The sequence below is a fragment of the Sporomusa sp. GT1 genome, assembly GCF_014634905.1.
GTDB lineage: Bacteria > Bacillota > Negativicutes > Sporomusales > Sporomusaceae > Sporomusa > Sporomusa sphaeroides.
The window spans coordinates 35,389-61,736 of the sequence record NZ_BMBX01000011.1 but is presented as its reverse complement, the minus strand read 5'-3'; the positions used below and the strand labels follow the sequence as shown (position 1 = coordinate 61,736).

Here is a 26,348-nt window from a genome sequence, read left to right as displayed (position 1 = left end):
CTCCTACACCAACTTAGTTCTGTCTACATATTTGGTATGAAACAGTTCTTCGGCCAAATGACTCAGTGGGTTTTGAGCAAATTTTTTATAGACATCTGTTACCGCCTGGTTGTTGTGGCTTTGACGGATTTTTGCTTTTACATCATCTTTGTAGATGCCCTGCGCCCGCATCTTAATGTACTTTGTGCGGTCCTGAACCAAATCGGTGGCCACATAAGCGCCGGTCCACAAGACTGCACCAGCCACACCCATTACTCCTAAAAATTCGCGCCGTGTTACTTTGACGGCCTTTTCTACATAATCATAACGCGCCACTCTTGTTCCCTCCTTATGACCAAGGCAGTACGGCCTTGGCTTTACCCAGCCATGAGGTGCCCATCGGATTGATTGGCTGGCCACCACCGTTGACACAGCCGCCGGGACAGTTCATTATCTCAATAAAGTGATAAGGTGATTTGCCGGCTTTGGTTTCTTCCAGCAGTGCCTTCACATTTTCCTTAATGCCATGCGCCACCGCAACTTTAAGGGTAACCTCTTTGCCGGTCTTGGCGTCTTTCATCGTAACACTGGCTTCTTTCACACCCTGCAGACCGCGTACAGGCTTGAAGTCCAGCACATCCAGCTCCTGGCCGGTAATAACAAAGTAGGCTGTTCTTAGCGCCGCTTCCATTACCCCGCCGGTATTGCCAAAAATAGTGCCTGCACCGCTGTACTGGGCCAACGGATTATCTTTATCGGTAAACTCCGGAACTGTGTTAAAATCAATCCCCAGCTTTTTAAACAGGCGGGCCAGATCTCTGGTGGTTAAAACCACATCAATATCCGGGTAGCTGCCTGCTCTGCCCTGGTTTTGCCAGTAGTGGGCCGCACTGTGGAACTCAGGCCGTGAAGCCTCAAACTTTTTAGCCGTACAGGGCATAATCCCAACCATATAAATGTCTTCCGGATTAACTTTCCAAACCTCTTTAGCCCCATAAGTCTTAGCCAGCGCGCCGGCCATCATCATCGGCGACTTGGCGGAAGACATATTCGGCAGCAGTGTCGGATAGTAAAGCTCTACATACCGGACCCAGGCCGGACAGCAGGAAGTAAACTGCGGCAATGGCCCTAAATGATGCTCTGACGGTTCACCCAGAGCGAAGTGCCGGATTTTGGCAATCAGTTCCATGCCTTCTTCCATGATTGTCTGGTCGGCAGTAAAGTTGGTATCAAGCACCTTGAACCCGGCTTGTTTCATCGCGCCATACAATTTTTCCGTTACCAGGCTGCCCGGCTCCATGCCAAACTCTTCACCGATGGCCACCCTAACGGCCGGTGCAATGGTGCCAACTACTGTCAGTTGTTTGTTTTTGAGTTTTTCAATTACCTTATCCACCACGTCAACCGTATCCTTGGGAGCCCCAAACGGACAGTTGATAAGGCATTGACCACAGGAAATACATTTCTCGCTGTTGACTCTGTGAACGGCTCCATACTTGCCCTCAATTGCATCTGTTGGGCAAAACGACTTGCATGAGTCACAGCCTTTGCATGTCTTGCGGTCAATCTCAATGATGCTGGTTAACTCCTGTGATTGAAAACCTTTCAAGACAAAACCTCCTCACCCCATAAAAATTGATATAAAATTCCTGTACAAAACTGGTATTGTGAAATTTGGAACATTTAAAGCCTATTTGGTATTAGAGAATTGCCACGATTTAACTGTAGTGTAAAAAGCAGGACTTGTCAATAAATATTGGAATAGTCTGAACAAGTTATTTATTTCACTCATTGACAAAATATTCAAAGAATGGTTTAAAAATGTCCCGCCTTGTGCATACTATATAAAGTATCGATTTTTCCTGGAGGTATCATTGTGAGTCGTGATGTGCTTGGGATACTGGATATAGCCGGTCAGCTTGCCAGCCTAAAAGATGTTGATTATAAAAATACACTGGCAATTGCGGCACTGATAGAGTTATTAATTGATAAAGGGCTCTTTACCAGACAGGAGTTCGCGCAAAAAACGCAGGAACTCGAATCAGCTTCCCTGGCCGAGATGATTATTAAACGCCGCTCAGAACTGCGAAAGCCGCGTTAACGAAAATAATACTTTACACAAAAATGAGCCGGATGCGTACCCGGCTCATTTTTTGGTTTTAAGGTCTAGAATTCCGGCTCAATCAATCCGTATTGGCCATCTTTACGCCGGTATACAACATTCACTTCTTCTGTTTCCGCATTGGTGAATACGAAAAAGTCGTGATTAATCAAATTCATTTGCATAACCGCTTCATCAACTGCCATTGGTTTAACGGCAAAGCGCTTGGTTTTAACAATAATATTGGAATCCTCATCATCACTGGCTAAGGCTGCGGCAGGCACCGGTTCTGCCTTGAAAGTACCGTTTTTAAGGTTACGGGACAATTTCGTCTTATATTTTTCAATTTGCCGTTCCAGCTTATCAATAACTAAGTCAATGGACGCGTACATGTCGGTGGTAGCTTCTTCGCCGCGTAAGAGTATGCCATTAATCGGTACGGTAACCTCAACAATATGCCTACCCTTGTTAACAGTGAGGATTGCAGTAATTTCTCCCATATTGGCACTGTCAAAATACTTGGTAATTTTACCAATGCGTTTTGCGACATGATCTTTTAGTGCCGGTGTAATCTCAATATTTCTTCCTCGTACTGTAATTGCCATACTACCCATCCCCTTTCTGGATCCTATATATTTAATATTCCCTATAAAACGTAAAATTCCTGTCCTAATTTGCAATATTTTTTCTGTGTTTTCTACAAACTCAGAATCGTGCAAATTGGTAATTATACCCAGACGAAAACATATACTTTCTGGCAGACTAAATTAAAACCCGGCAATGTAGTTACATTGCCGGGTATATGTTTATATTTAGTTGCACTTGTATACGTTGCTGGCTTGAGGTCCGCGAGCGCCTTCAACGATTTCAAATTCAACTTGCTGGCCTTCATTCAGGGTTTTGAAACCTTGATCTTGAATAGCCGAGAAGTGTACGAACACGTCGCCACCATCTTCTCTTTCAATGAATCCGTAACCTTTTTCTGCGCTAAACCATTTAACTTTACCAATCATGTGAAACTCCTCCTAAGATAAACTACCGACTGCACTATGCAGCCACAAGAGGAAGTATAACATATATTGGCAGCAGTGTCAATTTATAAAATCTTCGACAAAAAGGCCTGGGTCCGCTCTTCTTTAGCATGCAAAAATACCGCATCAGGCGTGCCTTCTTCCACAATCCGGCCTTCATCCATAAAAATGACTCTGTCGCCCACTTCGCGGGCAAAACCCATCTCGTGGGTAACCACCACCATGGTCATGCCTTCATTAGCCAGAGTCTTCATAACATCCAGAACTTCCTTAATCATTTCCGGGTCAAGTGCCGAGGTAGGCTCGTCAAATAACATGACTTTCGGCTTCATGGCAAGCGCCCGGGCAATAGCCACCCGTTGCTGCTGGCCGCCGGAGAGCTGATCAGGGTAAGCGTCGGCTTTGTCCTCCAGCCCAACCTTTTCCAGCAGGTCGCGGGCTATCTTGTCGGCTTCCGGCTGCGTCAGCTTACGGACTTTTACCGGAGCCAAAGCAATATTTTGCAGTACTGTCATATGGGGAAACAGATTGAAGCGCTGAAAAACCATGCCGACTTCTTCTCGGACTTTATTGATATTAGCCTCATTAGTGAGGGGAATGCCGCCCACAATGATTTCGCCGTCTGTAGGCTGTTCCAGATAATTCATGCACCGGAGCAGCGTACTCTTGCCGGAGCCGCTCGGTCCAATAATAACAACAACCTCTTGTTCGCTGATATGGGCATTAACGCCTTTTAACACATGCAAATTACCAAACTTTTTATGAAGATTTTTAATGCTTATCATCAGTCTTGTACCTCCGCTCAAGATAATCCACAAGGCGGGATATGGTAAAGGTCATAATCAGGTAAATAAAAGCGACAGTCAGCCAAATTTCAAATGAGCCATAGGTACGGGCAATAATCAGCTGGCCGCGCCGGGTAAGCTCTTCAAAACCGATTACCGACACCAGCGAAGAATCCTTAAGCATGGCAATAAATTCGTTGCCCAAAGGGGGAATAATGCGCTTGAAGGCTTGCGGCAGGATTATGTAGCGCATAGTTTGGGCCCAGGTCATACCTAGCGACCGCCCGGCTTCTGTTTGTCCTTTATCAATGGACTGAATCCCTGACCGGAAAATTTCGGCAACATAGGCGCCGCTGTTCACACTGCAGGCCGTAATGGCGGCAATAAACGGATCAATCCGCTGTCCCACCAGCAGGGGCAGTGCAAAATAAATGAGAAAAATCTGTACCAGCAGTGGTGTACCCCGGATAAAATCCACATATATGGCAGCCAGCATTTTCACTGGCCATAGGGTTGATAGCCTGGCTATACCGACAAACATACCGATTAAAAGACCAAAGCCGACACTAAGCGCAGTAATCTGCACTGTGACACCGGCCCCCATGAGGAGCAAAGGAAACGAGTCAACAATTAAATTAAAATCAAAGTCCAACATTCTCACCCTTAATAAAAATTAACAAGGTTGCATAAAAATCACATGTCAATTATATGCGGACATACCATGGGTGTCAATACAAAAAAATGGCGCGAGAGCTCGCGCCATTCCATTGGAGTTGGTCAGGAAAGCTTACAGGCAGCCTCGGCTTTTGCCTAGGTCCGAAGCTCATGTTGTCTTCAACTATTGGGGAGGCTTTTTGCCAAACCATTTCATGTATATTCTTTCATATTCGCCATTTTTCTTCAATGCTTCGATAGCTTTGTTGACTTTTTCAGTTGTCTCGGTGTTTTTCTTGGAGATGGCAATACCGTATTCCTCGGAAGTGAGTGGCTCGCCTACAACCTTGGCATCTTTACCGCCGGCCTGGGCAATATAGTATTCGTTAACAGGCAGATCATTAACAACCGCGTCTACACCGCCTGCCTTCAGCTCCATAAAAGCTTCCGGCGCATTGTTAAACTCACGGATGGTGGCATCTTTAATTTTTTTAGCTTCCATGGCGCCGGTAGTGCCGATTTGCACGGCAATGCGTTTGCCTTCAAGATCCTTAAACGTCTTTAATGTATCATTATCGACTTTAACAACCATAGACAGACCGGACTTGTAATAGGGAGTGGAAAAATCGACTTTCTTCGCCCGCTCGGCAGTAATCGTCATCCCCGAAATCGCAACATCAATATTGCCGGCTTCAAGCGCCGGAATCAGGCCGTCAAAGCCCATGCTCTGAATTTGCACTTCTACGCCCATTTCCCTGCCGATAGCACGGATCAGATCCATATCAAAGCCCACATATTCTTTGCTCTTTTCATCCTGGAACTCAAACGGTGCAAATGTAGTCTCGGAACCAACCTTAAGCACCTTAGCTTTCGGCGTTTCGGCCGGTTTTGCCGTTTGCTGCCCGCAGCCGGTTAGACCTGCGGCCAGAAGGAACATAAGGAAAATAGATAAAATACCAACTTTTTTCGGCACACCAATAACCCCCTCTATAATGTACACTTCACGCAATAGTCCGCCAGACCTGCATCAGACTTGGCAGATTACTAGTAATTATACAATCCAATGCATAATTACACAAGTAGTTTGATAATGTATACATGCGCAGCTGTTCGTTGTCCTAACAGGGCAAACAGGAAGTCAAACTGTATACAAAATCAGGAACAAAGCCGTTCAGCTCCGGCGCGCGTAGTGTAGCATCAGGGTAAACGCAAGAAGCCCGGAATCAAATCCCGGGCTGTTACTGCATGTATATGTATAAGGATTATTGCCCTTTTTGCGCAATAAAGCAGTCACGGCAATAAATCGGACGATCATTGCGAGGTTTAAATGGAACTTGGGTGGTTACACCGCATTCGGCACATACCGCTTCATGCATTTCTCGGGGAGCTGTCTGTCCTTCACCGCCATCACGGCTGCGTCTTCTGTTACCCCGACATTCACGACAACGAGCAGGTTCATTTTCAAAACCTTTTTCTGCATAAAACTCCTGCTCCCCAGCTGTAAAAACAAAGTCCTTTTCACAGTCCTTGCACTTAAGAGTTTTGTCCTGAAAAGCCATTAACGAAATCCCCTCACCTTATGAATTTAAAAACCACTGCTTAGCCGACCTGGTCTTTGACCCCACACTCGCCTGCAGGAAGGGTCGCTACTAGGAACTCAATCCCCTCACTACTGCTTCTCTCGATCAAAATATATGTAACTGCTGTTTTACGGACCGGCAGGACTTACCTCTAAGCCGCACCATGCTCAAAGCCGCTTTGGGCTTCTTACGTGGGTCGTTTCGCCTGCGACTGGCATCGACTTTCAACCACAGACCTAAGCAAATTGGTTCTTATCTTAAATTATAGAATTCCATAAGAAAAAAAGCAAGCAGATATTTTCAGATTAATATTACCATTAGCATACCAGTTTGGCTATTTTCAGGCCGGGCTGCTGACTGACATCCAGTATTTTCCCGTCAGAAAACCGGACTAAACAGTTTTCCTTGCCGCTCCGGTTCCAAAAAACCAGCTGCCCGGTACGTCCATCGCTGAGTGTTACATATCTGCCGATAAGCGTCTGACACAATTCATGCAAAAACGGCGTGCTATAATCCGGCGAAAACTTGCCGGCGAACATATCGGCCTGGATGGTGTCAATAGCGGCAAAGGGCGATATTTCCTGCCCGTAGGTTTTTTTTGAAGTCATGGCATCATATACATCGGCAATGCCAAGCACCTTGGCAATAGGATGATTTTTGGCGGCATTGGTATGCAGCGGGTAGCCTGAGCCATCATCACGCTCATGATGCTGCAGGACCCCAAAACGAACACTTTCCGGAATTTCTTTATACCGGCTGAAAAATTTAAAGGCTATCGCCGGATGCTGACGCACGGCAGCTAACTCGTCCTCTGTCAGTGCGCCATTTTTATACAATACCTTGGACGACACTTCCAGCTTGCCGATATCATGAAGAATACCTGCCAAAATCAGGTTGCGCTGCTGGATTAAACTAAAAACACCGCTTAACTCACCGATAATATGAGCTAAGATACCAACATTGACAGAATGATGAACCAAATAATCCTCCGTGCGGGTTAGCGTGTGCAGCAAAGCCGTAGCGGCAATGCCGCGGGAGGCCAGACGAGCCACCGAGTCAACAAGGGTATCCAGCAAAGCGTAATCCAGGTGCCTTTCCAGTCTGATAAGGGTAAAGCATTTTTTCATATCCTGTACACTGCGGCTATAGATGCCGGAAAATTCGTTTTCCTGCTCCGATACACCGGCAGCCATATCTGGTTCACAATAGGCCTCTGCTGCCAGCTCCGGTGCCGCCTCCGGCGTCAGAACCGTTTGGCGGATGCGAACAGAATCAAGCCCATAATTGAGAATCCGGGCAATTTGTTTTTCTGTAAGTATGGTGCCCGCATGAAGCAAGCCGCTGCCGTCAGGTGAAAATACCGATTCCCCCAGTTCGAAGCCCGGACGGAGTTGGTGGACAGAACATTTTATAATAGTATAACTTTCAGCCATATAAATCGCTCCTCTTGAGACATTGATTCCAGTTTAATTCCTTGGTAATCCTATATGTTAAATAGGACTTACTTCCTATTATTAGCCAACTGACAAAAATTTTCAATATATCTGTTAAATTTTAATAGTTGATGCCCTGCCGGCGATAGCCCGGTCAGGGCATCATAACTTGCAAAATAGAGTTACTTTGCCGGAATACGTTTAACTACTTTTTCCCAGGCATGCTTGTCGAGGAAGCTGCCTGCTACGTTGGCTTCCATTTCCTTGAACATACAGAAAGGAACGCTGAAGGACAATAAATCGGCATCAATAACCGGACGGGCCGAGATATCGGTCATGCCCACCACGGCTCTGGGCCGTTCCTGCGAAGCCTCATTCCAGGGAATCAGGCAGGTGCTCTGACAGCCTGCTCCAAATGGAATCATTACATTGTCATTGCCCGGGCGTCCATAATTGGCCAATACCACCAACGCCGACAACTGATCCGGGTTGGCGTAGAAGACAACCACCCGGGGTTCCTCGGCAGTTGCCTCGGCAAGCGGCTTAAAAACGACATATTGTTCAGGTATCTCCTGAATGGGCAAGGCTTCGACAAAACTTTCTGCCAGCTCCGGCGTCTTTTTGTAGGCTTCGCCTTCCCGGTACCCCTCTTTGCCGATTGACAAAAAATATTCAAAACCGCCCGGGAAATTCGGATACATATTGCCTAAACCTAAACCAACACTACCACCCGGACAGCCAAAGGTGCTGCGGCTGAACACAGCCTGCCGCCCTTTGGCGGCAGCAGTTAACATGGCTGCCGCACACCCCCAGCGCCCCTCGGCAAACTCTAAAGCCTTTTCCGGCTTTTCATTGGTAAAAACAATGGCTACCGGCGCGTATCTAAGTTTTAACCGCTCCGCAATTTCACTGCGCATACAAACACCCCTTTCTTTTTATTAGAATATTCAATATATTAATTGGCGATTGAATCTTATTCTCCTGCCGCGGCCCACAAATATTGACTTCCTTTTTTCGACCAATTAGGGCATAATATAACCTGTACTACATATACAAAGAGTGAGGTGCGCAGCATGCTGAATGATACCAACAAAATCTGTCAAGTCTGGAACCAGAAAGACGCATTGGAGCAAACCCTCCTCGCAGGCCTGCATGGCGGACCGGAAATAAAGAAGGAAGAAAAGCAGGCTTATTTAGGGGTATTCAGAGAACAGGTCATTGCATTCCTCACCCAGGACCAGGTGAAAGAAGCTGCCCTTTATCCGGAAATTGCCGAAGCCCTGGAGCATGGGAAATTTCAAAAACTGATTATTAACAGCAGCCTGGCTGCTTATTATACCAACAAATACCAAACGCTGGCCAGAGAAAAGAATAAAGCCTACACCATGGTTGCCGATGCTGATTGTACCCGGGCGGCAGGCCTTGTTGTAGCAGGCAGCGAGGCAGTAGACCTGCAGGATATTGCTGTCGACGACCGCCGGCTGCGGCTGCAAAAATTAGGGGTTTCCGAAAAACTCATTGCCAGCGCCGGCAAAAAAATTTGTGAAACCTGCTTAAACAGCATTCTCACCCTCGACCCGCGTGAAGCAATAAACTATTCCGGGCTTACCTGGCTGGACAGGCTCACCGGCGAACGCTGCCCGGCCCATCAGGATTAATAACTGAATAGTATCCGGCAAAGCATCGCATGATTTAAGGACTGACTGGGACACAACCCTGTCAGTTCTTTTAGTTTTTCCAAACGGAAAACCAGGGTGTTGCGATGGACAAATAATGCCTTAGCCGCGCTTGACACGTTCAGGTTATTATCCAACAGGGCATTGACGGTATTGCGCATATCATATTTGCGGTCAAGCTGTGCCAGTATGAGGTCTTTCAATTTCTTCAACGCCAGACAAGAATGAATAGCGCCCGGCTCCTTGATGAGATAATCGACAAGTATATCAAAATCATAAATGGAAGCAACAGCAGTACCGGCTATTTTATTATTTTGCGAGAATATGGCCTCCTTGTATGACTCATGAAGTTCTGCCGGCGAGCCGGTAAAACTCCCCAGCCCCATACGCAACCCTTGCTGCTGCGGGCCGCCAAGCAGTGAAAGTATGGCTGAGCCCCATTGATAAAACTCAGCCTCGCCGGCAGCTGCCGGGAATTGTTTGAGAATAACCAATTCATCTTCAAAAAAAACAAACAGGTCCTGGGAATCAAGCAGCGAGGAATGCTCCAGCAGTTGGGCGAGTGTTTCCCTTGTCCTAAGCGCTACCAAATCATGCACCCCATACTGATTACACGCATCCCGGATGATAAGGCCAACAGAAACCACCGCCACCAGCCGCGGCAGGTTTAGATTAAAGCGCAACAATTTTGCTGTTTTTGCTATAGAATTGTCCTGATAGCGGTCTGACAAAACATGCTGCATAAATTGTTCCCTGAGCTGAAGATTGGCTCTGAATTCCTCTACCAGGTTTTCCCGCTCCAAAATGAGTTCTGTGACCATTTTTACCAGCTTAGTAGTATTTCGCACCTTGTCGGGATGGCCGGAAACCCCCACCACACCAACCACCTGGCTGCCGAGAACAATGGGCCAGTTTAAACCAGGCAGCGCCCCGGGATAACGCTCCATATCCTCAGGAAATATTTCTACAACCTGCCCGCTGCGGATAACCTCCATCGCACCCTGATGATAGGTATTGAGCCGGCTCTTTTGGCCGGACCCGACAATCACGCCGGCACTATCCATAATATTGATATTTTGCTGGACCAGCGGCATAATATTATCCACAATGTGCTGAGCTAATTCTGCCGTGATAATCATAGCTTTGCCTCCCACCTGGTGTCCCGTCTCTGCCCGAAAGCGCAGACAGGCGCCAGCCTACTGTTTATATTATACATAAATACCGGCAATAATAGGGATTATTCTGCACTTACATTGTACAAAATCACTAATTTACGTCAGGTAAAAGACACTAATGTTAGTAAATGCCGATAATTGAAAAAGGTCGGAATAATCAGTACAATAAAGATACATAGTTATTTTACTAAGGAGTGATTAATCAATGCGTATTGTCGTAGCTCCCGATTCCTATAAAGGCAGCCTCTCGGCCGTAGCTGTGGCTACAGCTATGGAACAGGGAATCCTCTCTGTCTTCCCGCAGGCCGAGGTGTATAAGGTTCCTATCGCCGACGGTGGCGAAGGCACCGTAGAAGCCTTGGTAACAGCCACTAACGGCCGCATAATTCAGCAAACGGTAGCCGGGCCTTTAGGTGAAGCGGTAACCGCTTTTTGGGGCCTGTTAGGCGACGGTGAAACGGCAGTCATTGAAATGGCGGCTGCCTCAGGCCTGCCGCTGGTACCTAAAGCAAAGCGGGACCCACGCATCACCACTACGTTTGGTACAGGCCAGCTGATTAAGGCCGCCCTGGAACAAGGCATCAGAAAGTTTATTATTGGTATTGGCGGCAGCGCAACCAATGACGGCGGTGTCGGCATGGCCCAGGCCCTGGGCGCCAAATTCCGGGATGCCGCCGGGCAGGAACTGCCGTATGGCGGCAGCACTCTTGCCGGTTTGGCGGCTATCGACCTCTCCGGTCTGGATGCCAGATTGAGCGAGGCCTCGATTATGGTGGCGTGCGATGTGGACAATCCCTTGTGCGGGCCCAAAGGCGCTTCTGCCGTATACGGACCGCAAAAAGGGGCTACTCCGGCCATGGTAGCCGAGTTGGACGCCGCGCTTCACCAGTTTGCCATTATCGCCAAAACCGCTACCGGCAAGGACATAGCCGAGCTGCCGGGAGCAGGCGCCGCCGGGGGATTAGGCGCCGGACTGCTATTCTTTACCAATGCCCAGCTTAAACCCGGGGTGGAAATTGTGCTGGAAACCACCGGTTTTGAAAACATAGTCAAAGAGGCCGCCTTGGTTATTACCGGCGAAGGTAATACCGATTTTCAGACAGCCTTCGGTAAAGCCCCTGTCGGGGTAGCCAAAATTGCCCAGCGTCACAATGTCCCCACAGTCTGCCTGTCAGGCGGTTTGGGCAAAGATCATGAGCAGGTCTTAGCGCACGGTATTGATGGCATAATGAGCATTGTTCCCCATCCCATGACACTTGATGAATGCCTAAGCTCGGCTGCCGCGCTGGTGCAAGCCGCAACAGGCAGGCTGTGCCGCCTGCTGGTTACCGGCAGCAAAATGAACAGCCGGTAGTCACGATAACACCTCGGATAAAGCCAAACGGGTCGGCCTGACACAACCAGGCTGACCCGTTTTTTTCTATTTAGTTAACGCAGCTGTTTTTCAAGAAAGTCAACAATGCTCTTGGCGGTCGGCGGACAGCCGGGTACATAGCTGCCGCACTGCCGCAAGCACTGACCGATGCCCAAGCCGGCTGTAGCCTGCCCCTGGTAACCTTGCCCAATACAAACAGGCTGCCTGAGCAACCGGAGAGTGCCGTTATCCTCCAGCCGCTGCAGCGCATGGATCAAACTGCCATAACAGGCAGAACAGGCTTCTTTCGCGATTACATGCCGCGCCAGCTGTTTGGCCCGGTTGCCCGGCTGAAACCGGCTTGCCTGCTTATGCCCGGTGTTGTGCTCTATGATTTGGGCTCCGGCCAAATCAGCAGAACCGGCACCGATACGCTCAGCAATGCCAATATATTCAATATCTGCCGGCGAATACCCCAGCAGCCAGGCGGCATAGGCATCAAGCAACACCGGATCGCGTCCGGCAATAATTCTATCCATCCGCACCGGGTTGCCGCCTTCCTCAAAAGTGAGATCACCGGCTATCGCATCAACAATGGTTATTCCCGGGGGTAGTGCTTTGCCCAAATAGGCAATGGGCTTCATCAGGCCCATTTGATGAAACCGGCGTTTTTCACTGTCCGGAATACAGCCTTTTAAATTTTTCAGGGCACAGGTAAGCAGAGTCTGGCAATGCGCCTTAAGCACCGGCACATTGATCAGAAAATCCGCCGTTAACGGCTTCTTGCAGACTTTTAGCTCCAGCTCCCCTACTCTTTTCACCTGAAAGTCATCGTCTTTCAAATCATACAAAGGCACGCCGTACTTTTGGGCAATAGCGGTATACCCACAGACCCTGAAGGCCCGCTTGGTATCATCGCCTACCCAGGAGCCTTCCATAATGCTGATATTATATATGCCATTCGCCTGCAGGTACTCGATAATTCCTTCAATAACAGCTGGGGTGGTGGTTGCCCCCTGGCTGGCTTCCCTGGCGACCACTAAGTTCGGCTTAATGGCCACCTGCATCTGACTGTCAAGCCCGGCGGCCAGCTGCATTTTCGCCAGCAGGTCTTTAACCATCTGGCGGTAATTGGTGCCATATATTACGTGAAGCTCCTGCTTAATCATACCCGTCCCCCTTTACATGTTCTGTCCCCAATAATAGGCAAATACTATCCCTACAAAAAAGTATACCAGACAAAATTGCCAATTCCAACGCAGTGCTACCTCTTCCGCCTTGGCATTAATCATTTTTGCCAGTGTCAGAATTAACCCCGCAAACGGCGAGACCATATAGGAAATTGACCCACCCACGGCAAGACACAGCGCCAGGGTAAGCGAAGTAACCGGCAGGGAAAGTAGGGTGAGGATTTTGCCAAACATGACAATCGTCATAAACGGGTGGAGCCCAAATACTGCGGCCAGGATGATGAGCAGCGGCACCAGGACAATGGAGAAAACACCTAAGACGCCGGCAGCCTGTTGCAAAGCGGCCTGCAGCATTACCATAAAGCTGGAATGCTCCAGGGCGGTGGAAAAAATCCCCATCGCGATAAAAAAGGGCGCAAGGTCGGCTGTTTTGAGAACACCTTCCTGCCAGTAACTTTTAACTGCCGCTGTGATGCTGAATTCACGGCTAAGCCAGGACAACCAGGCGAAAATAACCACAAAGCCGGCTAAAATAATCCGGTTATAAGTGGCGCCAATATGCAGCCTGTCAAACAGCAGGGTAAGCATTATCAGGCCGGCGACTGCCAAAAATATATGGAGCACTCTGCGCCCTGCCGGTTTTTCAGCCGGCAGGGCTTGCGCCCCTGACACAGCAGGCCGGACAGCGTCAGCTTTCAGCTGCAGCTTACTCTCAATACCATACGATATAGCCATTCCAATAAAACTTAATATTACACCAGGTACGAATACGGCAGACCAGCTTACGCCGGTTGCCTGAATCACCAGAAAAAGATTAATGGCCCCAGGCGCCCATAAGGAGGCCAGCGCATAGCCGCGCGACACGGCTGCCGCCATAAAGCGCTGATAATTGCCCACCGATTTTTTCAGCGTATGTTCCATGAGCGAGATCATCACAGGAATAGCGCCAAACATTAAAAAGCTGGTAAAAACATGGGTAGCGGCAGTGGTCAGCAGGAAGAGCGGACCTTCCCCCCTGACAGATTTATTGAGCCAATATTGCAGCGCGGTATTATATTGACCAATTTTTATGGGTATGGAAAAGGTCTGCATAATTACCAGTATGGCAATAACATTGGTCATGGAAGTAACAGCCGCTGTCCAAATTGACAGCGGCTGTCCAAAATAAACTAGCAGCGCGAGGCCAATAAACAGAAAAGTCAGCGTTGCTTTAAAAAAACCTTTGCCCATCATGGTCATACCTGAAAGCAGAACAACGACGGCTGCAATACAGATTGCCGCCGATAGATCAATAGTGACAAAAGGTTTGATAAGATGCAGACCTGCCAAAGCCAACAACACAATTTTACAAAGTAGTTTCATTTCCCGTCTAACGCGCGGCCAGAGCGTCCACCCGCCGGATAGCGTCAAGCACCATCTCTGCCGTTACAGGAAAAGGCATGCAGGACATGGCCGCCGCCTTGCAGGAAGCCTCGGCACCAAGCCGCATTTCATCGTCCGACAAATCGGCAATTTGTTTTAAGGTTGTGGGAATCCCGCAATTTTGCGCCAGGGTAATTTCTTCTATAATTTCAGCATCTGCACGGCCTTCCAAGGCCAGCAAGCATAAATTGCCATAACCGACAATTGAGCCATGAGCAACAGCATGGGTCGCAGGTATTTTAGTAAAGCCGTTATAAATGGCATGCGCCGCAGCATTACGCAGCTTGTCCCCGCCAAAGATGGAAGAAATACCTGCAGCCAGAATAATGGCATCCACAATGGAGTCAAAAGCGTCGCACAGGGTTTGGCTTTCAACCGCTTGTCTGGCTTCAGCGCCAAACCGCTTAATAATATCATAGCAGATTTGACCATTCATCACAGCCGATATTGTTAAACTTGTGGGTGCCATGCAGGCGGCTGCGGCACGCAGTTCATACATTTTCGCCAGCGTATCCCCCATGCCGGCAATCAGCCAGGATACCGGAGTAGCCAGGATAATAGCTGTATCAATAACGATGGCAGCCGGACAGTCTGCTAAAAACAGGTTACTGGTAAATTCACCTTTGTTGTTATAAAGTACCGTAAGGGGTGTTGCAGCCGCGCAGGTAGCCGCGATCGTCGGTACCGTAATTACCGGCAGCTTGCTTTTAGCGGCAACCGCTTTGCCGGTGTCAAGTGCCTTGCCACCGCCAACTGCAATAATAAAATCGGCCTTTTGCGCTGCCGCCGCCCCTGCCAGATGTTCGATATTTTCCATAGTACATTCGCCGCCATACCATTCAGTGGCAACAACTTTGACACCTGCTTCAGTCAGCGAGGCTGCCAGCTGTTCCTCTGTTTTCAGCAATGCGGTTTTTCCACCCAAAATAAAGGCATTCTTACCTTGTGTCCTGCAAAAATCGCCTACATGCTTTAACGCGCCCGGTCCCCGAAAAACTTTCGCAGGAAATGGCAGGCGTTCCATGTGTTTTTCCATAACATTAACCCTCCTTTTTAGCAAAACCGATGTCGTTAAGGTTGCCGGCGGCGTCAAACGTCCACTCCCGGGGTTGGGTAAGAATGTCGATATCGGCACAGGCCTTGGCTTCCGGCAGCATGGCTTCTGATATATAAATCTCTTCCAGGTGCAGCGAATTGGGGATACGCACCAGCCGCAGCCGTTTGCTGTCAGGAACGCCGCAGGTCTTCACCGCCCCCTGAATCGCCAGGCGGTCTGAGTCCATGATTAAAGGTATCCGCCCCGAACGGGTGCCTGTTGAGGTTAAGACATTGGCATAAGTAACTTCAAAATCTATCTTGTTAAACAACCGCCTTGTCACTAAATCTGCCAAACCCATGCCACAGCAGTTCCCATGACTGTAATCGGTAACATCCAGGACCACCAGCCGCTCCGGCGAAGCAACCGCCGAACAGGCATAATCGGTAGAAGACCGCCCGATGGTATGCACGTCCATCCCGCCGCCGGAAAACTCTTTGCCCAACTGATCGACTACCAGCACATCAATATGCTCAAACAGAATCTTCGGCAGATTGGCCTTTGCTTCCGGCAACAGCTTTTTATCGGTGGCAATAATGTCTGCCGGCAGTACAGCCACCAGCCTGGTAATCCGGTCATAGGCATTTTCCACGGTGCCAACGCCAAACAGGAAATTGGCTTTGGCTAATTTAATCTCAGCCATGGCAATAATCTGCTCGGCCATATGCTTAAAGCCAAAGGCATGGCAGGCGTCGGCGCCTTTTTGTTTGCCCAGGCCAATGGAAATCATCTTACTCAGACCGCTTTCCACCGCCCCGCTGAAGGCATTGTGCCCCTTGATGCGGTTAATGACGACAATACCATCGGCTTCAAAGGCATGCTTATCCATTAACACCGGCAGGCCGCTGCTCTCTATTACACCTAATTCCACCGTCTCCATTGACGACAGTACCGGACAGCCGGCGCTCTCTGCGGTAACACCCAGCCCGGCCAGCACTGCGCTTTGTCCCTCAGCCGTAGCGCCCCCGTGGCTGCCCATGGCAGGAACAATAAAGGGCTGTGCCCCCAGTCTTTTAAGTTCTGCAACAACAACCCGGGCAATTAATGAAATATCGGTCATCCCACGGCTGCCCACAGCCACGGCCACCCGCATTCCGGTTTTGACGCGGCCGGCAATCTCCGGTTTGGCAAGCTGTTCCCTCACCGTTTGGGCCACATCCTGAAGCTCGGCAGCCGGAAACTTCTGCCTGATTTTAACCATTTTGGGCAAAGTTACCTGTTCCAGCATTTCTGTAATAATTGACATTTCTCCACCGCCTTTTGCTATGGTTTTATAGAAAGCTCTACTTTCTGCCAGGACAAACAAAGGCCGCCTCTCACGCGGCATTACCGCCGCGTGAACTCAGCGACCTTTCCTAATTAATTTACTTGAGCAGCCCCATGCCAATAAGCACCTGGCGAAGTTTTTCCCGTTCCTCTGTTGTCATCGGGCCTACCGGTTCCATGCAAGGTCCGGCATCGATACCGAGTAATGCCAGCGATTCCTTGATAACCGCCGGGAAGGTGCCAATAGTAAAAGCAATGCGCAGCGGCGCTAACCTAAACTGAGCTTCAAGCGATCCTTTAAGGTCACCGGCCATGAATTTGTCATAAATATCGGCGCAAAGCCTTGGTGCCACGTTGGCGCAGGAGGCAATTGAACCTGCCGCACCATAGCAGAGTGCTCCATATATCAATGTGTCGCGGCCCATAAGCACGTTAAAATCCTCACGGCCCTGAGTCAGGCGGATGTACTCGGCAGTGAGCGTAAGGTCGCCGCTGGAGTCTTTGATACTGACAATATTCGGAATGTCAGCCAGCTTAGCCACAGTAGCCGCCGTGAGATTAACGCCGGTTTTGGGTGGATTATTATACAGCAATACCGGCAGCGAGGTATTAGCGGCAATGGTTTGGTAATGGGTATATAACTGGTCCTGGCTGGGGGTAATAAACATCGGCGTCAAAACAGAAACCGCATCGATCTTGCATTCTTCGGCCAGTTGGGTCAGCATGACACTCTCGCGGGTGGTAATCCCGTTAGTTCCGGCATAAACAGGAATCCGGCCGTTGGTTTCATCTAAGGTAACCTGGAAAATCTCACGTTTTTCTTCCGGCGTCAACCCGTAAAATTCTCCGGTTGTGCCGGTAATGAAGAGGCCGTGTACACCGCCGTCAATCAGGTACTTGATTAACTGGCGCATTGCCTGTTCATTAAATTTACCTGCCGGTGTAAGCGGTGTAACCACCGCCGGAATAATTCCCTGGGGTTTGAAGCTGGTTTTGCTACTCATGCTATATCCTCCCTGTATCCCTCTAAGCCAGACGTCCGGCCCGGAAGGCATCAATATATTCCATGCAGAACTCGTCTCTGCCGCTTAAGGCTTCGGCAGCGTAGATGGCTTTAATCATTTCGGTATTCAAAGGGTCGCAGATAACCGCATCCAAGCCGGCGGTAATACACATAATTACGAAAGAACGATTTAAGAGACCCCGTCCCGGCAAGCCAAAAGAAACATTGGACAAGCCGCAGATGGTGTGGATTCCGGGATAGGCTTTCATGATGGTGGAAATGGTTTCAAAAACTGCCATTGCCTGTGTTCCGTCTGTTGAAATAGGCTGAATCAACGGATCAATATAGATATCTTCCACCGCAACCCCGTCTTTGGTCAGGCGGGTAATCAGCCTGTCGGCTGCCGCCAGACGGTCTTTCACTGTTGACGGCATCCCGGCATCATCCATAGCCAAAGCCACAACCGAGGCCTTATACTCCTGGATTAAAGACACAACCGGCTCATAGCGGCCGCTTTCGCCGCTGATAGAGTTTATCAGTGCTTTGCCTTTATGGAATTTCAGCGCCGCTGCCAACGCTGCCGGATTAGGGCTGTCGATGCATAAGGCAGCGTCTGTTTTTTCCTGTACTGTCCGAACAAGCCAGCTTAAGGCTTCCGGCTCATCGCCAATCAGTGTGCCGCAATTTACATCAATATAAGTGCTGCCTGCCTTCAGCTGGCTTTCGGCCTCTGCCTGAATGAATGCGGCATCCCGGCTCTTAACAGCCGGTTCCAGACCTTTGCGGCTGGTATTAATTCTTTCCCCGACAATGATCATGGCGAGAAATCCCCTTTCATAACAATGGTTGAAGCTTATGCGCCAATCAGCATATTAGCCTTTTCGACAGCAACGGCTGCATCCTGGGCATAGGCATCGGCGCCGATTTCATCAGCAAAGTTTTGGGTTATCGGAGCGCCGCCGACAATAATTTTTGTGCCAGGAAACTTGTTTTTGATAGCAGCTGTCGTTTCCTTCATATTTACCATAGTAGTAGTAAGCAAGGCACACAACCCCACAATATCCGGCTTGTGTTCTTCAATGGCTTCGATAAATTTTTCTGACGGCACATTAATGCCCAAATCAACAACCTTGTAACCGGAGCCTTCAAAAATAGCATTGACAATGTTCTTGCCGATATCATGCAGGTCTTCTTTGACTGTACCGATGAGGAAAATGCCTTTCTCCTTAACCCCGGCTTGTGCCAGGAGCGGTTTGATGACCGCCATGCCGGCTCCCATGGCCCGGGCGGAGACCAATATTTCCGGCATAAATACCTCACCTGATTTGAATTTTGCTCCCAAGGCATTCATGCCGCTGACAAGACCATCATTAACAATTGTATTAATATCAACCTGCTCGGCCACAGCTTGCTCTACCAAGGCTTTAACCTTTTTAGAATCGTGGTTCCAAACGGCTTCGCGAATGGCACTCATTAATTGTTCCATAATTTCTTCCCCCATTATTTATCACTTTTGCCTGTATTAAGAATTAACAGGCCCGAACTCTTTGGCAAGTCTGGCAATCCGCTCTAAGCGTGAAAATTTCATTTCCGGCGGTGCTGTATCAGCGATGCTCAGGATAAGATGATCACCCTTGCCCATCTGCAGGAACAAGTCGTCCAAATAGCTTTCAAATTCATAGTCGCTCATCGAATTTTCCAGAACGGAAACCGAGGGGATACCGCCCCAGATAGTAATCTTGCTGTCAAAGGCTTCTCTGATCTCCCGCAGGGTTTGCGAAGTCATCGGTGCAGGACAAATGGAGTCGGCAATATCAAGCTTGCCTTGTACATAGTACTGCAAGAGCCCCTTGTTTTCACCGTCAGTATGGTTCAGCATAAACTTGCCTTTAGCATGAAGCTTGTCGGCAGTCTCAATCATATTGGGCAATATATGCTTTTCGAAGAAAGGCGGCCAGGTAATCGAGGCATCATAGTTGGTGCCTGACTGGATGATATCAGCCGGGCTATTGGCTGCAATGTCAACAACTTTGTTGAAATAAGGAGTGATGCGTTCAGCCAGACGTACCAACTCATCATAGTTGTCATAATACTCGCAGAAAAATAAGTCATAGGGCATAAGTTCGTGAATGATATAGTGCATAGCCGAAGCTCCCATATTGGCCGTACCCACTAGCAGCGCCCGGTCGCCAATTTCCTCTTTCTGCCGCTCCATTCCCTCATAATCGGCATAAACATCCATATTTTCAAAGATATAACCCACAGCCTCAAAATCATCCACACTTTTAATGGCGTGCTCGCTGACATGGGATAACGAAATCCCGGCTTTACGCATAGATTCGTCATAAACTGTTTTTGTCCGGATATTGCCATGCGGTGTAAGGTACTCAACAATGGTGGTATCGCCCTGATAGGTGATATTCCGCTTGATATTCTTCAGCGCCGGACGGTGCGGCTTGTGATGGACCCGCCAAATGCCAAGCGCCCTGTCGACGATATCCAGCGAATCGTCATATAGACTGCGGTCAGCCGAAACGGTATGAACCCCGATGTCCAAATCTTCCACAATCTGCATCAAGGTGGCATTCTTATACTTGTCAGGCAGCGTACCTTTATATTTGTTTGCCCGATACCACAAATCAAGACGCGGCACGAAGGGAATACAATCGGTTGGCCGTCCCTCCAGCGTTGCCAGCATTCTCTCCCGGTAAGTCATCATTGCTTTCTCCCCCATTTAGTTCATTTATTGATAGCTATTGCTGTCTTGCAGGTAAACAAAACAATTGAGGCGCAGGCGGCCGTTATCCATAAACGGAGGTTAAGCGCCAGCGGCGCAGCGTTGTATAACGGCGCGTCTGCACGGATTTTGTGTTGGCGCGCACAACATATATACCTTCTATAAAAAAAGATCAAATCACCATAAGCAGTGGACGTTTGAAGAAACAACCATGAACATGGCAATTTCATCCTTTTTCCAGTATGTCAACCGGGGGGACGGGGCAGCAGGCACTTACCGTCGCCTGCTGCACTGCCGGCACCCTGTTCGGCGGTCTTACTATTTATCCAAACCGGTTTCTTTGATCAGTTTGGCATAGTCGTCACTCGCTTGTTTCAGGTTCTTGGCAAACTCGTCCGGTCCAAGATACATGACCGGCTGCATCATATCATCCATAGTTTTCTTGTATTCAGGGTCTTCGCTGATCTTTTTGAAGATATCGGCATAGTAGTCGACGATTTCTTTCGGAGTATCTTTCGGTAAAGCTATGCCTTTAATGGAACCCCAGGTATAGAAATCAATTCCTTGTTCTTTTAATGTAGGAACATTGGGCATAGCAGGGTCTCTTTCCAGGGTGGCAATACCAAGCGGTTTCACCCGGCCGGCCTTAATCTGGGACATGGCTTCGGTAGGATGAGCACCACCGATAGTTGTTTGGTTGCCCATCAGCGAGGTCAATGCCTGTGCACCGCCGGCATGCGGAATGGGAGTAATGTTAATGCCTGTCGATTTGCCCAAACCACGCATTACCAGGTCAACGGCACCAGCCTTGGTGGATACAGCGGCTGTAACAGGTTTATTCTCTTTCTTAGCCCACTCAACCACATCTTTGATGGAGTTAAACGGCGAATCGGCCGGCGCCAGCACAACTACCGTGTGGATGGACAGGCGCGAAACAAAGGTAAGATCTTTGAACGGATCATACTCAACTTTTTGAATATGCGGCATAACGATGTCATGGCCGGAACCGGTACCCATCAGCAAGGTATAGCCGTCAGGCTTGGCACGGGATACATATTTGGAGCCTTCAACCCCGCCGCCGCCCGGCTTGTTCAGAATCTGGATCGGCTGTGAACTATATTTTGTCCAGACTTTTTCAATGGTGCGGCCAAGCATATCGGTAGAGCCGCCGGCTGCCATGGGTACTACCAGAGTAATCGGTTTATCCGGTTTAAAGGCAGCCTTTTCCCCCTCTTTCTTCGTGTCGGCTGATTTGCCACATCCGGTGACAAGTCCCAGCATAGAAACTGCCAGCAATCCGCCTACGACCACTTTCCACTTGCTCTTATTCATCTTACCAATCATTGTGTCTCCCCCTCTTTTTATTTTTACCCCTCTCAGAAAACCCACCGTTCTACTCGTCTACTACACACTCAGCCTTTTTGTTCCTGTTCTTAAAGGCCACAACCAGCTGGCCAATGATGATAAGTGCAAAAACAGCCATCAGTGTGCCAGATATCGGCCGTGAAACAAAAATCGAAAAATCACCGGCAGACATCAACAGCGACTGGCGCAACGCGTTCTCTATTAGCGGAGCAAGGATAAACGCCATCAACATGGGGCCCGGATCAAAGCACAGTTTTCTCAGAATATACCCCACAATACCGAAGACAAGAAACATAAACACATTAAACATGTCATTTTCCAGGCTATAGCAGCCTACCACCGTAAACATGACGATAATTGGTCCTAATATTCCAAACGGCACCCTGATTAACTGCACCCATAACCCCACTAACGGCAGATTCAGGATGAGCAGAATGACATTACCAATATACATTGACGCAATTACACCCCAGAAAACATCGGGATGTTCTACAATCAGGAAAGGACCTGGTGTAATGCCCTGAACCAGCAAGGCGGCAAAAATCATGGCAATAGCCGCATTACAGGGAATTCCCAGCGTCAGCAAGGGAATAAAGGAAGAACTGGAGGCCGCATTGTTCGCCGATTCGGGACCTGCGACCCCGGCAATGGCCCCCTTGCCAAATTCGCCCGGATTTTTAGCTATTTTTTTCTCCACCGCATAGGAGGTCAACGAGGCTACGATAGCGCCGCCGCCAGGAATAACGCCGGTGAAAAAGCCGATGATCGAGCCGCGGAAGATGGCCCACTTACTCTCGGCCCACTCCTGCGCGTTGGGGAAAAGCTTGCCAATTTTTCTGGTAACAAATTCGGCTCCGCCCTTGCTTTCCAGGGTAACAAAAACTTCACTTAAGCCGAACAAGCCCATGGCTAAGGTTACGAAATCAAATCCGTTCTGCAATGCCAGAACACCAAACGTGAATCGCTCTTTGCCGGATATTGGGTCAACGCCTACATTGGCCAGCAATATCCCTACGAACAGCATGATGGTTCCTTTTAACGCCGAGCCGCCGGTCAAAAACACCGCCAATAAAAGACCGATCAGCATCAGGGCAAAATATTCGGGCGGACCAAACCGGAGAGCGAATTCCGCCAGCGGCGGCGCGACAAAGGTCAGCCCGATAACCCCTACCGTACCGGCGACAAAGGAGCCGATGGCCGCGATAGCAAGCGCCGCCCCCGCCCGTCCTTTTTTGGCCATTTCATAACCATCAATGGCAGTAACTACCGATGCCGCCTCGCCGGGTATCTTAAGCAGTATCGAGGTTGTTGAACCGCCATACATGGCACCATAAAATATTCCGGCTAAAAAGATTAACGCCGAAGCCGGTGAACCCAGCGAGTAGACAATCGGCAACAGCAGAGATATTGTGGCAGATGGCCCCAATCCGGGCAATACGCCTACCGCAGTGCCTAAAAGCGCCCCCAGGAAACAGAGAAGCAGGTTGTTTCCAGTCAACGCTATACCAAAGCCGTCAACTAATCCTTGAAATATTTCCATTTTAAGCCACCTTTTTAATCAGCTATTAGTATTCCCTCCGGTAACGGCACTCCCAGCAAATAGGCAAACAGCACATACATAACCGTGGTACCGACAATGGCTATTATCCCTGTCTTTAACCATTTCTCCCGTTCAATCGCCTGCTGCCAGGCAATCAAAAACACGATTGTGGCCAATATATAGCCCAATATTTCCATAATGGAGGCATAAACGGCTATGAGAATAACGGCTATCAAAGGAGATAACCATGCCCCTTTTTCCCAGAGCGGCGCGGCGCAGGCTTCTGTTTTAAGACTGGTGATAAACCAGATTACACTGAGAATAACGATACCTGTCCCGCAGATGGCGGGGAAGAAGCCGGGACCGGGTTCTTGTATCGTACCGACCGTCAAAACGGAAAAGCCATAGTACACCACTGCCATACCAAGCAAAACTAACAACAGGCCTGCCATACGTTCTTGTTTTGTCATTATCCTTCCGCCTTTTGCTGAACTTATTGATACTTTAGCGCTTCACTTCCACTTGTGCCAGCTTTTCATAATATCTTACCAGACTGCCATGATCGTTATCGCCCATACCATCCACTTTGAGCGCCTGCATCATTTCCATAACGGCGGCGGTAAGCGGCAGCGGCACTCCGACTTCATGCGAGGTTTCCAGCACATTCGCCAGGTCTTTGACATGCAGATTAATGCGGAAGCCCGGGTCAAATTTGCGGTCCAGTACCAGTGGTGCTTTGGCGTCAAGCACAGTGCTGCCTGCCAAACCACCCCGGATAGCCTGATACACCAGTTCCGGTTCAACGCCGGCCTTACTTGCCAAAACAAGCGCTTCCGACATAGCGGCGATATTGATGGCTACAATAATCTGGTTGGCCAGTTTGGTTACATTGCCTGCACCTATCTCACCGGTAAGTACAACCGAACCTGCCATGGCTTTCATAACATCATAGCATTTTTCAAATACTTCCTTCTTGCCGCCAACCATTACCGAGAGCGTGCCGTCAATGGCTTTAGGCTCACCGCCGCTTACCGGCGCATCCAGCATCTCCACACCCTTGGCAGCAAGTTTCCCGGCCACTTCACGGCTGACCAGCGGTGCGATCGAACTCATGTCCACCACAACAGCCCCTGGCTTAGCGCCTTCAATGACACCGTTTTCTCCCAGCACTACCGTTTTTACCTGCGGGGAATTGGGCAGCATGGTAATAATAATATCTGTCTGTTCCGCTACCGCCTTGGGCGTAGCGGCGGCCGCCGCGCCGGCGGCAACAACCTCATCCACCGAGCTTTGGTTCATATCAAGCACTACCAGATCATAACCAGCTTTGATCAAGTTTTTGCTCATGGGTTTACCCATAATTCCTAATCCAATAAATCCAATTTTCATGTTAACATAACCTCCAGTTTTTATGTTTTATTCTTGAGAAGCGGTCAAAATCCTTTCCTCCGGGAGACCACTTCTGTGTTTGGCAAATCAGCGAACCAGGCAAGGACGTTTGTTGTCAAATTTCCAGCCGGGAATTAAATATTGCATAGCTGCCGAATCATCACGGGCACCCAGTCCCATCTGCCGGTACAGTTCATGGGCCTTTGCCACCTGCTCCATGTCAATCTCGATACCAAGACCCGGTTTTTCCGGAACAGCAATCATGCCTTCTACAATTTTAAGCGGTTCTTTGGTCAGACGCTGACCATCCTGCCAAATCCAGTGAGTATCCAGGGCCGCAATTTTTCCCGGTGCGGCGGCACCTACATGGGTGAACATGGCTAAAGATATATCGAAGTGGTTATTGGAATGAGAGCCCCAGGTAAGTCCCCATTCATGACACATCTGCGCAACCCGTACCGAGCCTTGCATTGTCCAGAAATGCGGATCGGCCAGCGGAATGTCCACCGAGTGCAATTGAATGGTATGCCCCATTTGCCGCCAGTCGGTGGCAATCATATTGGTTGCGGTCGGCAAGCCTGTGGCTCTGCGGAACTCAGCCATAACCTCACGGCCGGAATAGCCGTTTTCAGCCCCGCAGGGATCTTCGGCATAAGCCAGAATTCCGTGCATATCGCGGCAAAGCCTAATAGCATCTGCCAGCAGCCAGCCGCCGTTAGGGTCCAGAGTAATCCGGGCGTTGGGAAAACGCTTGGCCAGCGCAGTCACCGCCTCGATTTCCTCTTCACCGCGCAGCACGCCGCCCTTTAGCTTGAAATCATTGAACCCGTAACGCGCATGGGCCGCTTCTGCCAGCCGGACGATGGCCTCCGGCGTCAACGCTTCTTCATGGCGCAAACGCAGCCAGGCATCTTGTTCCTCAGGAGCGCTCAGATAAGGCAGATCGGTTTTGCTGCGGTCGCCAACATAAAAGAGATAGCCCAGCATCTCCACTTTATCCCGCTGTTGTCCTTCACCCAGCAAGGCGGCAACCGGGACATTCAGGAATTGGCCCAATAGGTCCAGCAGTGCTGCTTCCAGAGCGGTAACGGCATGGATGGCAATACGCAAATCGAAGGTTTGCAAGCCACGGCCGCCGGCATCCCTGTCAGCAAAATTCTTGCGGGCCTTGTTAAGAATATTGTTATAATTCCCGACAGATTGTCCCACTACCAAGGCTTTTGCGTCTTCCAGGGTCTTGCGGATCCCTTCGCCGCCCGGCACTTCGCCAACCCCAGAATGACCGGCATTGTCCTTGAGGATGACTATATTCCGGGTAAAGTAGGGCCCATGGGCACCACTAAGATTAAGCAGCATGCTATCATGACCGGCAACAGGGATAACCAGCATCTCGGTAATAACCGGTGTACCGGCCGGCTTTTTTTGGCAGTCCATAATTTCACTCCATTCAGTTATGCGATTTTCAGAATTGCTCTGTATGTTTCTATGATAATGCAAGTAGCATGCCAAAGCCGTGTATGTTTCATTATTTTGTCGAATCATAGGGAACAACACCGATAAAGTCTCAATTGT

The 26,348-nt window shown here is 49.2% G+C and carries 27 protein-coding genes; 3 read left to right on the top strand and 24 right to left on the bottom strand.

Going from position 1 to position 26,348, the window contains the following annotated elements; genetic code table 11:
* Positions 1-3: 3 nt before the first annotated feature.
* Both GT1_RS13380 and GT1_RS13375 read right to left on the bottom strand, forming a co-directional pair.
* Positions 4-315 carry an iron hydrogenase small subunit gene (locus tag GT1_RS13380; protein ID WP_188399187.1) on the bottom strand — a complete coding sequence of 104 codons (312 nt, stop codon included), beginning with the start codon at positions 313-315 and terminating at the stop codon, positions 4-6.
* A gap of 13 nt (positions 316-328) precedes the next feature.
* A complete protein-coding gene (locus GT1_RS13375; protein WP_188399186.1) occupies positions 329-1,588 on the bottom strand; it encodes a [FeFe] hydrogenase, group A in 1,260 nt (419 codons plus the stop codon).
* Between the two features lie 267 nt (positions 1,589-1,855).
* Between GT1_RS13375 and GT1_RS13370 the strand changes: the two genes are divergently transcribed.
* A complete protein-coding gene (locus tag GT1_RS13370; RefSeq protein ID WP_223226254.1) occupies positions 1,856-2,080 on the top strand; it encodes a hypothetical protein in 225 nt (74 codons plus the stop codon).
* 65 nt (positions 2,081-2,145) lie between these two features.
* Here the strand turns inward: GT1_RS13370 and hpf are convergent, their stop codons facing one another.
* The 8 genes from hpf to GT1_RS13330 form a co-directional block, all read right to left on the bottom strand.
* The gene (gene hpf / locus GT1_RS13365) at positions 2,146-2,685 is read right to left on the bottom strand and encodes a ribosome hibernation-promoting factor, HPF/YfiA family (RefSeq protein ID WP_188399185.1); all 540 of its coding nucleotides are present in this window, start codon (positions 2,683-2,685) and stop codon (positions 2,146-2,148) included.
* 207 nt (positions 2,686-2,892) lie between these two features.
* Positions 2,893-3,093: a cold shock domain-containing protein gene (locus GT1_RS13360; RefSeq protein ID WP_075757363.1), complete on the bottom strand. Its 201-nt coding sequence runs from the start codon at positions 3,091-3,093 to the stop codon at positions 2,893-2,895.
* Positions 3,094-3,176: 83 nt separating this feature from the next.
* Positions 3,177-3,896, bottom strand: a complete 720-nt coding sequence (locus tag GT1_RS13355; RefSeq protein ID WP_188399184.1) for an amino acid ABC transporter ATP-binding protein — start codon at positions 3,894-3,896, stop codon at positions 3,177-3,179.
* On the bottom strand, positions 3,883-4,548 hold the full coding sequence (locus tag GT1_RS13350) for an amino acid ABC transporter permease (protein ID WP_188399240.1): 666 nt from the start codon (positions 4,546-4,548) through the stop codon (positions 3,883-3,885). The genes GT1_RS13355 and GT1_RS13350 overlap by 14 nt, the downstream gene beginning before the upstream one ends.
* 186 nt (positions 4,549-4,734) lie before the next feature.
* The gene (locus tag GT1_RS13345; RefSeq protein ID WP_188399183.1) at positions 4,735-5,523 is read right to left on the bottom strand and encodes a basic amino acid ABC transporter substrate-binding protein; all 789 of its coding nucleotides are present in this window, start codon (positions 5,521-5,523) and stop codon (positions 4,735-4,737) included.
* A 289-nt stretch (positions 5,524-5,812) separates the two neighbouring features.
* The gene (locus GT1_RS13340; RefSeq protein WP_075757359.1) at positions 5,813-6,109 is read right to left on the bottom strand and encodes a zinc-ribbon domain containing protein; all 297 of its coding nucleotides are present in this window, start codon (positions 6,107-6,109) and stop codon (positions 5,813-5,815) included.
* Positions 6,110-6,447: 338 nt separating this feature from the next.
* The gene (locus GT1_RS13335) at positions 6,448-7,563 is read right to left on the bottom strand and encodes an HD-GYP domain-containing protein (protein ID WP_188399182.1); all 1,116 of its coding nucleotides are present in this window, start codon (positions 7,561-7,563) and stop codon (positions 6,448-6,450) included.
* A 182-nt stretch (positions 7,564-7,745) separates the two neighbouring features.
* Entirely contained in the window at positions 7,746-8,480 is a 735-nt protein-coding gene (locus GT1_RS13330) for a DUF169 domain-containing protein (protein WP_188399181.1), read from the bottom strand.
* A 156-nt stretch (positions 8,481-8,636) separates the two neighbouring features.
* On the opposite strand from GT1_RS13330, the gene GT1_RS13325 reads away from it, so the two are divergent.
* A complete protein-coding gene (locus tag GT1_RS13325; RefSeq protein ID WP_188399180.1) occupies positions 8,637-9,221 on the top strand; it encodes a YueI family protein in 585 nt (194 codons plus the stop codon).
* Here the strand turns inward: GT1_RS13325 and GT1_RS13320 are convergent.
* The gene (locus GT1_RS13320) at positions 9,218-10,378 is read right to left on the bottom strand and encodes a sugar diacid recognition domain-containing protein (protein WP_188399179.1); all 1,161 of its coding nucleotides are present in this window, start codon (positions 10,376-10,378) and stop codon (positions 9,218-9,220) included. The two genes, GT1_RS13325 and GT1_RS13320, sit on opposite strands and share 4 nt — an antisense overlap.
* A gap of 241 nt (positions 10,379-10,619) precedes the next feature.
* On the opposite strand from GT1_RS13320, the gene GT1_RS13315 reads away from it, so the two are divergent.
* Positions 10,620-11,768 (top strand): glycerate kinase, encoded by a 1,149-nt coding sequence (locus GT1_RS13315; protein WP_188399178.1) that lies wholly within the window; start codon positions 10,620-10,622, stop codon positions 11,766-11,768.
* Positions 11,769-11,842: 74 nt separating this feature from the next.
* Here GT1_RS13315 and GT1_RS13310 read toward each other — a convergent pair whose 3' ends face one another.
* The 13 genes from GT1_RS13310 to gudD all read right to left on the bottom strand — a co-directional run bounded on the left by GT1_RS13310 (position 11,843) and on the right by gudD (position 26,210).
* Positions 11,843-12,937, bottom strand: a complete 1,095-nt coding sequence (locus tag GT1_RS13310) for a DUF362 domain-containing protein (protein ID WP_188399177.1) — start codon at positions 12,935-12,937, stop codon at positions 11,843-11,845.
* A gap of 12 nt (positions 12,938-12,949) precedes the next feature.
* On the bottom strand, positions 12,950-14,320 hold the full coding sequence (locus GT1_RS13305; protein WP_188399176.1) for a hypothetical protein: 1,371 nt from the start codon (positions 14,318-14,320) through the stop codon (positions 12,950-12,952).
* Between the two features lie 7 nt (positions 14,321-14,327).
* Positions 14,328-15,416 (bottom strand): iron-containing alcohol dehydrogenase family protein, encoded by a 1,089-nt coding sequence (locus tag GT1_RS13300; RefSeq protein ID WP_188399175.1) that lies wholly within the window; start codon positions 15,414-15,416, stop codon positions 14,328-14,330.
* A gap of 4 nt (positions 15,417-15,420) precedes the next feature.
* Positions 15,421-16,722: a lactate racemase domain-containing protein gene (locus tag GT1_RS13295; RefSeq protein ID WP_188399174.1), complete on the bottom strand. Its 1,302-nt coding sequence runs from the start codon at positions 16,720-16,722 to the stop codon at positions 15,421-15,423.
* A 118-nt stretch (positions 16,723-16,840) separates the two neighbouring features.
* The gene (gene dapA / locus GT1_RS13290; RefSeq protein WP_075757350.1) at positions 16,841-17,746 is read right to left on the bottom strand and encodes a 4-hydroxy-tetrahydrodipicolinate synthase; all 906 of its coding nucleotides are present in this window, start codon (positions 17,744-17,746) and stop codon (positions 16,841-16,843) included.
* A 22-nt stretch (positions 17,747-17,768) separates the two neighbouring features.
* Entirely contained in the window at positions 17,769-18,563 is a 795-nt protein-coding gene (locus GT1_RS13285; RefSeq protein ID WP_188399173.1) for a methyltetrahydrofolate cobalamin methyltransferase, read from the bottom strand.
* A gap of 35 nt (positions 18,564-18,598) precedes the next feature.
* Positions 18,599-19,231, bottom strand: coding sequence for a B12-binding domain-containing protein (locus GT1_RS13280; RefSeq protein WP_188399172.1), 633 nt, complete (start codon positions 19,229-19,231; stop codon positions 18,599-18,601).
* A 36-nt stretch (positions 19,232-19,267) separates the two neighbouring features.
* The gene (locus GT1_RS13275; protein WP_188399171.1) at positions 19,268-20,479 is read right to left on the bottom strand and encodes a uroporphyrinogen decarboxylase family protein; all 1,212 of its coding nucleotides are present in this window, start codon (positions 20,477-20,479) and stop codon (positions 19,268-19,270) included.
* Positions 20,480-20,800: 321 nt separating this feature from the next.
* A complete protein-coding gene (locus GT1_RS13270; RefSeq protein WP_188399170.1) occupies positions 20,801-21,826 on the bottom strand; it encodes a tripartite tricarboxylate transporter substrate binding protein in 1,026 nt (341 codons plus the stop codon).
* Between the two features lie 49 nt (positions 21,827-21,875).
* A complete protein-coding gene (locus GT1_RS13265; RefSeq protein ID WP_075757345.1) occupies positions 21,876-23,387 on the bottom strand; it encodes a tripartite tricarboxylate transporter permease in 1,512 nt (503 codons plus the stop codon).
* Between the two features lie 14 nt (positions 23,388-23,401).
* Complete coding sequence (locus GT1_RS13260) at positions 23,402-23,857, bottom strand: tripartite tricarboxylate transporter TctB family protein (RefSeq protein ID WP_075757344.1); 456 nt, start codon at positions 23,855-23,857, stop codon at positions 23,402-23,404.
* 34 nt (positions 23,858-23,891) lie between these two features.
* A complete protein-coding gene (garR, locus tag GT1_RS13255; protein ID WP_188399169.1) occupies positions 23,892-24,776 on the bottom strand; it encodes a 2-hydroxy-3-oxopropionate reductase in 885 nt (294 codons plus the stop codon).
* 87 nt (positions 24,777-24,863) lie between these two features.
* Positions 24,864-26,210: a glucarate dehydratase gene (gene gudD, locus GT1_RS13250; protein WP_188399168.1), complete on the bottom strand. Its 1,347-nt coding sequence runs from the start codon at positions 26,208-26,210 to the stop codon at positions 24,864-24,866.
* Positions 26,211-26,348: the final 138 nt, after the last annotated feature.